Source organism: Bacillus silvicola, from assembly GCF_050524305.1.
GTDB lineage: Bacteria > Bacillota > Bacilli > Bacillales > Bacillaceae_G > Bacillus_A > Bacillus_A cereus_AT.
This window is the reverse complement of the sequence record NZ_JBNGVC010000001.1, coordinates 21862-35138: the sequence shown is the minus strand read 5'-3', so window position 1 is coordinate 35138 and position 13277 is coordinate 21862. Positions and strand designations below refer to the sequence as shown.

Here is a 13277-nt window from a genome sequence, read left to right as displayed (position 1 = left end):
TTTCTTTAGAATGCGGTTTTTGTATTTACGTAAGATAAAGCACATTTATTGACCGGAAAGTCATTAATGCTTATCATTTAATAATGTTAAATATTAATTTGTATAATATATTAGAAGTAATGAAAAAATTCTAGACTATATCGTTTAGATAAGGAGGAATATGAATTATTCAATGGTAATTTCATGAAAAAAGGAGATTATGTATGAAATCATTTCGCAAGTTGTTACAGTATTTAAAACCATACATGTTCTTCGCTATTATTGGACCGCTATTTATGGTACTTGAGGTTGCGATGGACTTAATTCAACCGACAATTATGCAACATATTATTGATGTTGGAATTGCAAATCGGGATTTGAATTATGTAATAAAAATGGGGCTTCTAATGATAGGGGCAGCAGCGATCGGTTTAGTTGGAGGGCTTGGTTGTATGATGTATTCTACAAAAGCTGCTGTTAATTTCGCTACAGACATACGAAAAGATGTGTTTGCGAAAATAGAAACATTTTCTAGCAAAAATCGTGATTCATTTGGAACAGGAAAATTATTAACGATTGTTACAAATGATATTACATCCATCCAATCGGCGATGACGATGACGTTACGTGTACTTGTCCGTGGACCGTTATTATTTATTGGAAGTATCATTATAGTCTTTGTGACAGCGAGAGACCTATTTCCTATTTTACTTGTTGTCGTACCCATTTTATTAGTTGCAATTGTATTGATTGCAAGTCAAGCGAGCGGTTCATTTAGACGAGTACAAGAAGCGTTAGATAAAGTAAACACAAAGCTACAAGAAAATTTATCCGGTGTACGTGTTATAAAAGCATATGTAAGACAAAAATATGAAATCTCACAGTTTGAGAAAGTAAATAAAAATTTAACTGGAATAAATATTCGTGCTATACAAATTATTTCATTGATGATGCCAATTATTATGCTAGTTGTAAATGGCGGGATTGTAGCAACTTTATGGATTGGTGGCGAGAAAGTTTTTAACGGTACACTCCAAGTAGGGGCCATTTTAGCTTTCATTAATTATTTAAATATCATTTTAATGTCACTTATGTCTATTAGTATGGTATTTATTCAAATTGCCCGTGCTTTTCCATCAGCTGATCGTGTACAACAAGTCTTACATACTGAAGTTGACATTACAACTGAAGGCGACGTATATGAACCAAAGCAAGTGGAGGGTAATGTAGAGTTTAAAAATGTTAGCTACAGTTATACGAAAAATAATGAATATGTTTTGAAAGATATTTCATTTACTGTACGTAAAGGTGAAAAGATAGGGATTATTGGATCTACTGGGAGTGGTAAATCTACATTGGCAAAACTATTGCCACGACTTTACGATGTTGATCAAGGTGAAATATGTATAGACGATGTCAATGTGAAAGCGTACGATTTGCAGAAACTTCGTGCTTCAATTGGCTTCGTTCCACAAAAGGCACTTCTCTTTTCAGGCAGTATAGAAGAGAATTTACGTTATGGCAAAGAAGATGCCACTTATGATGAATTGGAATTAGCATCTTCATCTGCTTGTGCGACTGAGTTTATCAATAAGCTGGAAGACTCTTATCAATATAACTTAACACAAGGTGCAACAAATCTATCTGGCGGTCAAAAACAACGTATATCTATTGCAAGAGCCTTAGTGAGAAAACCATCTATTCTTGTATTAGACGATTCTACATCGGCAGTTGATGCGAAGTCAGAATCTGTAATACAAGAAGCATTAAGGTCGAGATATAGTGGCACAACGACATTTTTAATCGCATCAAAAATATCCTCTATTATAGATGCTGATAAAATTCTCGTTCTGGATAACGGTGAATTAGTTGGAAGTGGTACGCATGAGGCTTTATTGGCAACTTGTGAAGTGTATCAGGAAATTTATCTTTCACAAGGTGGTAACCTGCAGCAAGAAGGAGGGGAAGAGCGTGCGTAATTTTCAAGGACAATTTGGAAATAAAGGTGGACGTAATAATCCGAAAAAGGGAAAAGCAAAGAATACCAAAGGAACTATAATGCGAGTATGGAACTACATGGGGTATCAAAAAGCATCTCTTATATTCGTTATTACTCTTGTATTTATCACGACATTACTCGGTTTACTTGGGCCATATTATATGGGGGTCATCATTGATGAATATATTGTACCGAAGGATTTAAGCGGGACAGCGAGAATGTGCATGCTGCTCATTGCAATATATGGGATAACCGTATTGTTAACATGGTTACAAACATTTGTTATGATTAATGTTGCATTAAAAACAATACAAAAAATACGACAAGATATTTTTGAGAAAATCCAAACACTTTCTCTACGATTCTTTGATGTACGTTCTCAAGGTGATTTAATGAGCCGCGTGACAAATGATATTGATAACTTAAATCAAGCTTTGACACAAAGTGTTGTGCAAATCATTTCATCAGCGTTAACGTTTATAGGTGTAACAATTGCGATGTTTTCATTAGATTGGATTTTAGCAATTGTCACTTTAATTACGGTACCTATTATGTTTTTCGTTACAAAAAAACTAGTTGCTTATAGTGGGGAAAACTTTGCGAAGCGTCAAAAGGATTTAGGAGAATTAAATGGATTTATTGAGGAAGCTATTACAGGTGCAGATGTAACTACGTTATATGGAAAAGAAAAAGAAACCGTACATAACTTCAATGAAATTAACGAACAGCTAAGAATTTCAGCAACGAAGGCTGAAACATTTTCAGCATTTATTTTTCCGAGTATGAACTTTATTAATAACTTAGGAATGGGGCTTGTAATTGGAGCTGGATCAGTTATGGTATTAAACGGAATGACAACAGTAGGTGTCATTGCTGCTTTTATTAACTATTCTCGTCAATTCGCAAGACCGCTTAGTCAATTTGCAACGTTAATGAATACGATTCAAGCCGCAGTTGCTGGCGGAGAACGTGTTTTCGAGATTATGGATGAAGTACCAGAAATTCAAAATAAAAAAGATGCAGTACTTGTACAAAATTTACAAGGGCGCGTTACGCTTGAGAAAGTTTCATTTGGATACGAACAGGACAAGATGATTTTAAAAGATGTGAGTCTTGAGGCGAATCCGGGGGAGACAATCGCTTTAGTCGGTCCAACTGGATCAGGAAAAACAACAATTATAAATTTGCTGACTCGCTTTTATGACATTCCAAAAGGACAAATTAGTATTGATGAAAAAGATATAAAGGATTATGATATTAATTCTTTACGGAGTAAAATAGGGGTTGTTTTACAGGATACGTATTTATTTGCTGGTACGATTATGGATAATATCCGTTATGGACGATTAGATGCAAGTGATGAAGAAGTAATTAATGCAGCTAAGGCAGCATCGGCGCATTCTTTTATTAAACATTTACCGGATCAATATGAAACAGAAATTGCTTCAGAAGGTTCAAATTTAAGTCAAGGACAAAAACAGCTTTTTGCGATCGCACGAGCAATTTTAGCAGATGCAGATATATTAATTCTCGATGAAGCGACATCTAATATTGATACGAGAACAGAATTGCAAATTCAAGCAGGATTAAATAATTTAATGCGAGGGCGAACGAGCTTTGTAATTGCTCATCGACTGAAAACGATTGAAAAAGCAGATCAAATACTCGTTATTAAAGATGGTAGTATTTTTGAAAGAGGAAATCATGAATCTCTAATGGAAGATAGAGGATTCTATTTCGATTTGTATACGAGTCAGTTTAAAATTTAATAAAAATATTGATGTAATGCGGTTTCTCGCGGAAAGAGAAACCGCATTTTTTTATATTTGCAAACATTGCTATCCGAATAGTCTTTCACTACATGTTTTAACAGCATCCTCTTTCATTCCGGGTATAACATGTGAATAGCGATTTAAGGTTATGAAAACGTCTTTATGGCCCAATCGTTCACTTACAATCTTTGGGTGTACTCCTTGTTTTAAAAGTAGTGTTGCACGTGTATGGCGTAAATCGTGAAATCTAATGTTTTTTAGCTCGGATTTTTTCAAATAGGTTTTAAACACGTCATGAAAGCCACCGCGACAAATGCATTTTCCTCTTTGGGTACTAATAACTAAATCACAATCCGAGTATGCGGTGTAAAGAAAAAAGGACAAGCAGTCGTACCTGCTGTCCTTTTAATAGGAGAAAAAATATTCTGGTTTAGAACTACGAATAAACAGAAATTCTGCTTATAACCAGTGTTGTCAAAGATGTAATAATCTATGCAACAAAAAATTAGTCGGAATTCAAAACACCAAAATGGCTTACATTGGTAAACAGGCTCAAAGGTAGTATATGTAAAATGAAAAAATTTATACAAAAAGCAGACAACAATTTTTGTTGTCTGCTAGTGAGTCGAATGAGTTAGCTAATTGTGATAAATTGTTTTCCCATTACAAGAAGAGTGAAGCTGCTAGTTCAAACAGCTTGTAGGTAGTGTTTTCAATATTTTAAAAAATATACAGAGAAAGCAGATAAGTGATGAACCTACCTGCTTACTACTGTAACAAAAGAAAGAAGTACTAGCCGTAGATTAAGCGGCTTGGAAATAGTATGTATTGATTTCAAAATATTATTCAAGGATTGAAGTTAGGTGGATTGTATCGTAAACGGTGTATATCGTTCTGATAGTGCCGTGATGTTTCTAATGAATCTAAAGGCGATTTCTTTAATCTATATCGATTTTCTAGTTTAGCAATTTCATTAGAAAAGTTTTCAAGGAAGATATAATCAGTTACAAAGTGTTCCTAATCTTATGTATATTGTGGGTTTATTACATCTGAATTAGAATCAAAAGCGCTTAAATAATATAGATAAATTTTAAAGGCGATTTTCTTATTACAATTTCATCTCCGTACAGAAATTGTCGAAAAGGTCTCCATTCCGAATGTTCTATTTGCTAGGATAATTATAGAGCGCCTACTTGTCTATATACTAATTCGTACGTTACAAAAATGTGAGCGAAATAGGAATAAACAAAAAGGCTAGTGGAATAGGTTTTAACACTCACTGAATTTAACCCTCATAACATACTTTGTAATAAGTTATATGAAAGTGAGTTGAATAAAAATGTTTTATTCATATTTTAATCCCCGAGCTAGTATGCGTCCGGCGTATGGTACTGCTGGTATAACATATAGTGGGGCACAAAGTACAATTCAAGCTGTTCAACAAGCATTGCAAATGCAACAACAAATGCAACAAGACATACAACCGTATTATTCACCTATGGGGTATTATTATCCAGCGCATCAAATTACACCATATGGAATTTCTTTTTCAACGATTCCATATGGGACTGTATACAATTTATAAAAATAGATGGGGGGATGAAATTGAGTGTTTAAGTAAGGGCGTAAGTAAAGAGCGCCCTTATAAGAAATGATCCATACCTAATGAATTAGTGATCAATATATAAATCCTAATTTTTTAATGTGTGATAAAGATTAATATAAAAAATTTATTTTGTAGAAAACCTCCAGAATAAAAAGAGCACTAATTGAGAGTGCTCTTTAAAGGTGACACGAGTGACAAGTTCGCGTTATAAAGAGAGGAGTAATTAGTTACCGTAAAAAGAGATTACGGTTATTTACAAGTAAAATGATAAACTGCAAGTGCATCAATACATTAGAAATTTTGTGAACATGAAGGACAAGGTCCACCAGTAGGTTGGAATACAACGTTATCAACAAAAGCTGTTCCGCCTTCTTCACCTGTAGCAATATTTTGAAAAGCAACACATGCTGTAGTCACACCAGGAGGTATACACACAACAAGAACATAATGTTGGAAAAGAGATTGCGGTTGATTCCCAACAGGTATAATATGTGGAATATTTAATGAACCAAGAGTTGTAGCGAGAGGAGGACATCCGTGTCCAAGTTCTGGAAAAGATACAGAAGCTATAAGAAATGCATTATCCCTTACATCCGCAGCGAAAGAAAGTGTAAAACAACAACCTTCACCAACATCAACCGATTGATTAATACTTCCACCTGGTTCAATTGATGCAGCTAAGAGACTAAGTGTCCCATTTGAAAGAATACGACCACTATGGGCATTTGGAAAACCTACTTCTGTAACCCCTCCAGCTGGATTCCAACCAGGAACTGGATTGCCTACTATTGCTGGTTCATCAAATCCAGGGTTATCAAGAATATTAGTACATGGACAACATCCTACTGCAGTCGGTCCAGTCGGTCCAGTCGGTCCAGTCGGTCCAGTCGGTCCTGTTGACCCTGTTGGCCCTGTTGGCCCTGTTGGTCCTATTTGAGGTAGAGGTACAGGGGGGAAAAAACACTCACACGGAATCTCAAATCTCTTTTTAAATTTACTCATTTATACACCAACCTTATCTTTCACCCACTTACACTCTATAACTTATGAATTAGCTAACATACAAGTATAAGAAAAAAGCCCTTGAAAATTAAAAAAAATATAAATATAAGCCCTTATGTCACAAATATAAACCCATTCCATAATATATAAGGAACATGTATTCATTCCAAACAGCTTTCAATATATAAGGGGGTTCGCCTCCGGAGTCAATTGTATTGGCCCTGTTGGTCCAGTCGGTCCTATTGGTCCTGTTGGCCAAGTGAATAACGGAAAATAGGTGGGGAGTGTTAAGCGAATTAAATGTGATTCAACAGCAGCTCCACGCAAAACAATATTTTCTTTATTTATAAATTTACCTCCTATGATTGCTCGTCATAGGAGGTGAATTTTATTTGCGAAAGGGGTTCCGCCACATGTTCATCAACTTAAGAATGTTATAACACCCCGGAGCAAAAATTTTGTTCATTTTTATCAGGGAGATGTCAATATTCTCGTTTTGAGCTATTAGCTTTGCTTAGATTGATGGTGATAGTGAAAATCGAAAAGTTAGCAGAGATTATTGATGCAAACGCAAGTATGACTTTTAATCATACTGTAAGTGCAGTATTCGCAAGAACAAAAAACAGTTTGAAAGAATGAAAGGAATTGAAATTGGTGATTTAGTTATGGAAACAACTTCAGCGTTCGCGTGTCCGGCAATTCATCGAGTCGGATACTTAGAAGACAGGTTTAAAGGTGGTGCTGGGTTATAAGAGAGTTGGGCGGAAAAACAGTGGATTGACCAAACTGTTCATTCATCCAAGTATTTGAAGAGTATGTATTCGATAATTGGACAAATATTTCATTTTGTATTCACTTGAAACACGAAAAGAGCACTTAATAAAGTGCTCTCGTGATGAGATCATTTACTCAAAAGAAAGAATTCACCATATTATATGAAGCTTTTCTGAAGTGTGCTTGGGGGTAATTAATTAGTATTCATAATAAAGAGCAGCTAGCAAAAGCTAACTGCTCATCTCCAGAGGGATTGGAGAATGGGTTGTCTATATTATTGTTGGAATATTCAGCTTTGTTCGCGAGGAATTACATTTAACTTAATGCATAGCCCACAATCAAAGTTAGTGTTAAAAACACTGATAATGACAATGTTAGTAAGACTGTTGTTGCACTTCTAAGCATCGAAATCCAATTATTCATCTTAGAAAATCCCTTAATGCCAGCAAAAAAAGTTCCTATTGTTAAAACTAATAAAATAAATAAAGGGTGAATGTGTAATGAATCCGTGAAAAATTTGAATAGGTCATGTGGAATTTTAAAATATAAACGGAATAGCCCAACGCAAATCAAAGAACAGATAAAGGAGCATAGATTGATGGTATGCTTCATAGCTTTCTCCTATGTTATCAAAATAGTTGTATTTAATTTTAATGGAAAATAAAAGAAAAAGATAGATGTTATAAACTGGAATCAAGTTCTTAACAAAATAATCCTTTTACGAAAAAAGGTCCTGCTGTCTCCAACAGAACCTTTCCTAAAATGGCAAAGAGCAACTCTTACCTTACTCTTCTGCTATATAATACACAAAACACATATAGATGTGTAGAATAATAATCTCCAATATAATTATTGGGATATATCATTTAAGCGTATTTTAGTGAAATCGAACATAAGGAATTAAATTACAAATGTTGATTTATCAATGAATGTTAATGATATGATAGAAAAAGATAGTTAATAAAAAATATTAAAATATTAAAATATGGAATATTGCATATTCAATTGAAATAGAAAATTACAAGTGGAAAGCGAGGAATAATAATGAATTACGGTGCTGATTTTATTGTATTTAATAATTTGTTGAATCCATCAAAAGTGAATCCATTTATGAGCTAGTTCAATCAAAGATATAATCGTTAACGAACTATTATCGCGTTGTTTTACTTGATAGCAAGATTGTTTATAAGCAAAATGCATTTCATGAAAATTGGAGTGTTTTTTTATGGAATAAAAAACAAAAACACCGATAAAATAAGGGGAATTATGCAAATGAAATCAACGGTAAAATATAGGTACAAGCTCTTTGACAACCATATATTGAAGAGGATTAGTACACCTATAAGTGAAACGCTCTTATGCGAGAATGTCACGGTAACGTATACCGCATAGTAAAAGAATTCCTGGGTGGAAACGTTATACACAAATTCCAAGTAGAAAGACTACGGAGGTTCGATTCCTCTGCTACATCTATTAAAGGCATCCAAAACGTGTGCTCTTTCCTTTGTTATATAGAAATTAAACATTAAACCAGTGAATATTCTAATAAGACAAACATATGATAACGTGGATGAGTTATCATATGAGGTGAAACTCGGAGCGCCATACTTATTTGTTGAAGGGTACTCTTGTTATTTTGCACCTTTTAATAAGGACAAGTATATATTGGAGTATGGGGTAGCCCCACTTCATACATTTGAGCACCTGCAATTGTAAGGTGCTCTTTATTTTGTAAAAAATGGACATATGGTTTAAATGAGTATATAAATAAGAAGAATCTAATTATTGGATTCACATTTTACTTTAAGAGGTACAAATTCGATGCGAAGTGAAAAGGATTTGTTGAAACAATGGAAGGCGGATTTGCAAGCTGTTCAAGAAGAGAAGAGGCTAAAGAAGAAAGCTAAGAAAAAGAGTAAGAAATATAGCATTCCTGGTAATCAAGCTGACTTCATGAATGGCATGAATATATATCGTAAAGAGAATGGGGTATGGAAGCAAAGAAATAAATAGTGTGAGGATAAATGAATCTGATTAAGATTATAGCAATTATCGTAGGCGCTGCCGTGATCTGGGTGGCGTCTTGTTTGTTTTTAAGGAAATATAAGGGGTGAAATAGATTTGAAACTTAAAGATTAGATAATAATATTATTACTTTAAAATGCAGAAAATAGACTAGTAAACAAGCTGTTTTTGTTTTTTAGCATAAAATATGATGAATCCTAGAGTTAAGAGGAGGGAATTATATTTATGGGATGTAATGGTGATTTCAGACGGTTCCGAGATTGTGATAGATTTTGGGATGATTTAATGTTCTGCAGACGTAGACATAGAGATTGTGATGACCGCCGTTGTAGACGCGACCGCGACTGTGATTGTGATGAATGTCGTCGTAGACGTAATCATGATCGTGACTGTGATTGCGATAATCGTCGAGAGTGGTAAATTTCTTTCAATGAGTGCGTTTCTTCACAGCACTCGTTTTTTTTGTTTATGGATTCTCTGAACTAATACTTATTAAATATGAAGGATATAGTTGCGATTCGTTTTAAGGTCTAACAAAACAAACGAATGAAAAAGAAAAGGAAGAATCAGGTGACTTCTGCCGCTTGAAGAAATTCTATTATTGTTTTGCCTATAGCACGAATGAATTTAGGTGAAATAGTAAGTTCACGCTGTTTAGATTTAAATCGCATCTTAACACCTCTATATTAACATAGACGCAGGAACGAGGAGATTTTTGGTCAAGTTTATGTAAAAAAGTAAAATGTCTTATTTAAGCCCCTAAAAGTTGATACTTATGTTATGTCTTGAATGTCATGGGAAGATACATGGCGTTAATAGAGTTACACATAAAGAATTACAAAGGATTAGAATAGAAAAATCAAAAGAACGTGGTGTGTATAAAGGAAAACCTAAGAAATACACTGAGACAAATGAAAGTATGAAACAAGCTTTAGAACTGTTTAAAAATCGTAAGAATAAAGGCTATAAAGTAAAGCAAATATGCAATGAAACAGGAGTTAGTCGTACTGTTTTGTACGAAATGGAAAATTACTCTGAGTAGAAGTGAAAAAATAGGAATTTTCCTTAAACATTTATTATAGTCAAGAATATTTATAAAAATATGAGTATGGAAACAAATCCGATTTTATAATGACGGAGGGAATTGATGTGGACATAACTCAAAGTATGGCAAGAATAGTGGTTAATGGGAAAGACCTTCCGTTTACTTCAGTTAGAACTTCTGTATGGAATAACGGCCCTGTAAATGATTTAATTGTTTCGACAAACCAGAGAGTGAATGAGTTTTATCAATTTATGTGGTCACAATTACCAGTTACGCTCACAATGTATTTTCTTCAAGGAGCGGATTTAATGCGATTTGCTAGGATTGCTGGGATTAATGAAAGAGTAACGGGAGAATATATATATCATTTCATTTGGGGATAAGGCGGATTTAAAGTAGAAGTGGTGAGTAATCAGGGACCTTATCAATCAACAATACATTTTATAAGTAACGGATAACTGGAACAAAATATGAGCTCGCCTTTAAACATAATAAAAGTGTTGTCAACAGCTGAAGAGATTTAGGAAATAAGTCGATGCCTTTTAAGGTGTCGGCTTATTTAGTATGTTATGGTGGGGAATTTATCACTAGAAGGTCCCCATTTTAAAACAAAAAAACAAAGATGATAGGTGGGAGGATAATGATTTATTTGAGATTGACTGTTAAATTAAGAATTAGTATGGTTATGGAGCTAGTTAATAACAATTGAAATAGCACTAAAAACTAATAATACTGCCATAATGATGTTGAATAGTTGGTTATGTTTTACTAAAAGCTTTTGGAATATCGAACCGAATAAGCTCCAACTAAACGTACTCATTAAACCGACTGTACCTAGAAATATTGAAAAAAGAAGGTAACTAGAATATGAATTGTAGTATGGGAGAATAAAAGTAGAAACTACAGTCAGTCCGAATAATATCCCTTTAGGGTTAACAAACTGAAGAAAAATCCCCACTGTAAATAAGTTTTTATTATCTTTTTCATCGGGATCTGTACTGCCTTTACTAGTGAGTATTTTAATAGCTAGATATAGCATGTATGCTACTCCTAAAATTTTTAAAGGTAATTCGATTTTGGGTAAAATATTAATTAGTACGATATTAAAGAAACTACATAAAGAAGTGAGGAGGAAAAAACCGAAAGCTACTCCAAAGCAAAATTGCATGCTCCTTTTCAAACCAAGTTGATTTGCGTATGTCATAGCTAAAAAATTGTTAGGACCGGGTGTGAAGCTACTTATAAAAACAAATAATAAAAAAGAAAATAAAGGCATTTCAAAACCCCCCTAAGTATTTTTCGTGTGTTATAATGACCAAAAAGAACAATATAACGTGTGCTTTTTATTATACATAACGGTCGTTATATTGTAAACAGTGTAGGGGTGTTTTTTTATGGAAGAAATTCAACTTATTTTGGCGAAAAATATAAAAGCAATACGTGAGAAAGAAAAATTAAGTTTAGAAAAAGTTTCCCAATTAACAGGTGTGAGTAAAACGATGATTGGACAAATTGAAAGAGGAGATTCAAGCCCGACACTTACAACAATATGGAAGATTGCGAATGGTTTAAAAGTGTCTTTTACCTCTTTAATCAATAATCCACAGGCTGATACGAAAGTAGTTTTACGAAATGATGTGCAAGTATTGTCTGAAGACAATGGGAGATATAAAGTGTATCCTTCTTTTCCTTTTCAAGATGAAAGGAACTTTGAAATCTATACGGTAGAAATTGAAACAGAAGGAAAATTAAGTTCGGAAGCACATAAAGAAGGAGCGGAAGAATTTATAACGGTGTTTGAAGGGGAATTGACAATTGAAATAAATGATTGTCAATACAAATTAAATAGCGGAGATTCAATTCGCTTTAAGGCGGATAGACCTCACACTTATAAAAATTCAGGAAGAATAGTAACTCGGTTAAGTATGACCATTTATTATCCAGCTTCATAAAATTTGCTATTTTATTTAGAATATAAAGAGATATGTTTTGATAAAACCATCTATAAGAGATGGTTTTATTTATTACATTTTACAAAAAAAGACACTCATTTGAGTGTCAACACAGTATTGTTCTCGCGTATAGGATTGGAGAATATTTCTCAAATACGTATTGAGATGGTTCGTAAAGGAGAAATTGTCTTCTTATTTAATGTAACATCAGCATGAGCGCAGTGTAAATTGATAATATATATACGGAAAATTTAGTAAAGATAGTTACTACTATGAATATAGTGCAATGTGTTTTTGTTGCTTAATCACTGTCGTGATAGTTACTAGTTTAGTATCTAAAAATGTTTATTAAAAAAAGAATGAATCATTTTTTAATCGATTCGTATAATTGTTAGAAAGGTACCTGTTGAACCACCTTCAACTAAATTAAAGATGGATAATATGCCGAATAATTGAAGCAAAATTGTATTACCAGCAAATAAATTGGTAATTAAATTATTATTATAATTTGAAGTTGATATTGCGGGAGTAAAAATAGATTGGAGTGGAAGAGTTCAATAGTAGTTGTAGCAAAGGTAAAAGTTTAATATATGTAAAAATCATTTGAGATTGAAAAAAAGATTAGTTATGGAATTTTTCTAAAATGATAGAGTTATTATTATATAAATTAGTATACAAAAATGTGGAATGAGGTATTAAATTGAAGCGAGATGATAAATTATCAATAAATAAAGCTATGATAGAACCTGGAAATATTGGACCTACATTTCCAGTTCTTCCCCCAATTTATATTCCAACGGGACCAACAGGAGAACCTGGGGTTATTGGCCCCATAACAACAACCAATTTATTATATTATACTTTTTCAGATGGAGAGAAACTTATATATACAGATGCAGATGCAGATGCAGATGGGATAGCTCAATATGGGACAACGAATATATTATCACCTAGTGAGGTTTCATATATAAATTTGTTTATTAATGGAATTCTGCAACCACAACCATTTTATGAAATTAGTACTGGTAAACTAACTTTATTGGATAATCAACCACCTTCGCAAGGGTCATCAATTATATTACAATTTATTATTATTAATTAAAAAAGACAGATTCTTAATGGA

12 protein-coding genes and 2 pseudogenes are annotated in these 13277 nt (G+C 33.4%); 9 read left to right on the top strand and 5 right to left on the bottom strand.

What is annotated here, in order from left to right; genetic code table 11:
* The first annotated feature begins 203 nt into the window (after positions 1–203).
* Both ACP6L7_RS00175 and ACP6L7_RS00170 read left to right on the top strand, forming a co-directional pair.
* Positions 204–1958, top strand: a complete 1755-nt coding sequence (locus ACP6L7_RS00175; protein ID WP_098361833.1) for an ABC transporter ATP-binding protein — start codon at positions 204–206, stop codon at positions 1956–1958.
* Entirely contained in the window at positions 1951–3747 is a 1797-nt protein-coding gene (locus ACP6L7_RS00170) for an ABC transporter ATP-binding protein (RefSeq protein WP_097831116.1), read from the top strand. The genes ACP6L7_RS00175 and ACP6L7_RS00170 overlap by 8 nt, the downstream gene beginning before the upstream one ends.
* Before the next feature lie 69 nt (positions 3748–3816).
* On the opposite strand, the gene ACP6L7_RS00165 is transcribed toward ACP6L7_RS00170, so the two are convergent.
* On the bottom strand, positions 3817–4134 hold the full coding sequence (locus tag ACP6L7_RS00165; protein ID WP_097831115.1) for a tyrosine-type recombinase/integrase: 318 nt from the start codon (positions 4132–4134) through the stop codon (positions 3817–3819).
* Positions 4135–5089: 955 nt separating this feature from the next.
* Here ACP6L7_RS00165 and ACP6L7_RS00160 point away from each other — a divergent pair.
* Positions 5090–5335, top strand: coding sequence for a DUF3947 family protein (locus ACP6L7_RS00160; protein WP_097831114.1), 246 nt, complete (start codon positions 5090–5092; stop codon positions 5333–5335).
* A 312-nt stretch (positions 5336–5647) separates the two neighbouring features.
* Here ACP6L7_RS00160 and ACP6L7_RS00155 read toward each other — a convergent pair whose 3' ends face one another.
* Both ACP6L7_RS00155 and ACP6L7_RS00150 read right to left on the bottom strand, forming a co-directional pair.
* Complete coding sequence (locus ACP6L7_RS00155) at positions 5648–6358, bottom strand: collagen-like protein (RefSeq protein ID WP_430528865.1); 711 nt, start codon at positions 6356–6358, stop codon at positions 5648–5650.
* Between the two features lie 1089 nt (positions 6359–7447).
* Complete coding sequence (locus ACP6L7_RS00150) at positions 7448–7744, bottom strand: hypothetical protein (protein WP_097833454.1); 297 nt, start codon at positions 7742–7744, stop codon at positions 7448–7450.
* 1209 nt (positions 7745–8953) lie between these two features.
* Between ACP6L7_RS00150 and ACP6L7_RS00145 the strand changes: the two genes are divergently transcribed.
* From ACP6L7_RS00145 to ACP6L7_RS00130, 4 genes and pseudogenes are all read left to right on the top strand, one after another.
* Entirely contained in the window at positions 8954–9145 is a 192-nt protein-coding gene (locus tag ACP6L7_RS00145; RefSeq protein ID WP_097833455.1) for a hypothetical protein, read from the top strand.
* A gap of 237 nt (positions 9146–9382) precedes the next feature.
* Positions 9383–9577 carry a hypothetical protein gene (locus ACP6L7_RS00140; RefSeq protein ID WP_097833456.1) on the top strand — a complete coding sequence of 65 codons (195 nt, stop codon included), beginning with the start codon at positions 9383–9385 and terminating at the stop codon, positions 9575–9577.
* Positions 9578–9932: 355 nt separating this feature from the next.
* Positions 9933–10199, top strand: a complete 267-nt coding sequence (locus ACP6L7_RS00135) for a helix-turn-helix domain-containing protein (protein WP_141533491.1) — start codon at positions 9933–9935, stop codon at positions 10197–10199.
* Positions 10200–10232: 33 nt separating this feature from the next.
* A pseudogene (locus tag ACP6L7_RS00130) lies at positions 10233–10585 on the top strand (hypothetical protein).
* A gap of 308 nt (positions 10586–10893) precedes the next feature.
* Here ACP6L7_RS00130 and ACP6L7_RS00125 read toward each other — a convergent pair.
* Positions 10894–11478: a LysE family translocator gene (locus tag ACP6L7_RS00125; RefSeq protein WP_097833458.1), complete on the bottom strand. Its 585-nt coding sequence runs from the start codon at positions 11476–11478 to the stop codon at positions 10894–10896.
* Between the two features lie 118 nt (positions 11479–11596).
* Between ACP6L7_RS00125 and ACP6L7_RS00120 the strand changes: the two genes are divergently transcribed.
* A complete protein-coding gene (locus ACP6L7_RS00120) occupies positions 11597–12154 on the top strand; it encodes a helix-turn-helix domain-containing protein (protein ID WP_071745902.1) in 558 nt (185 codons plus the stop codon).
* 371 nt (positions 12155–12525) lie between these two features.
* On the opposite strand, the pseudogene ACP6L7_RS00115 reads toward ACP6L7_RS00120, so the two are convergent.
* Positions 12526–12727: pseudogene (locus tag ACP6L7_RS00115) on the bottom strand (BclA C-terminal domain-containing protein); the annotation flags it as partial.
* Positions 12728–12854: 127 nt separating this feature from the next.
* Here ACP6L7_RS00115 and ACP6L7_RS00110 point away from each other — a divergent pair.
* On the top strand, positions 12855–13256 hold the full coding sequence (locus tag ACP6L7_RS00110; RefSeq protein ID WP_098361835.1) for a DUF4183 domain-containing protein: 402 nt from the start codon (positions 12855–12857) through the stop codon (positions 13254–13256).
* Positions 13257–13277 lie beyond the last annotated feature (21 nt).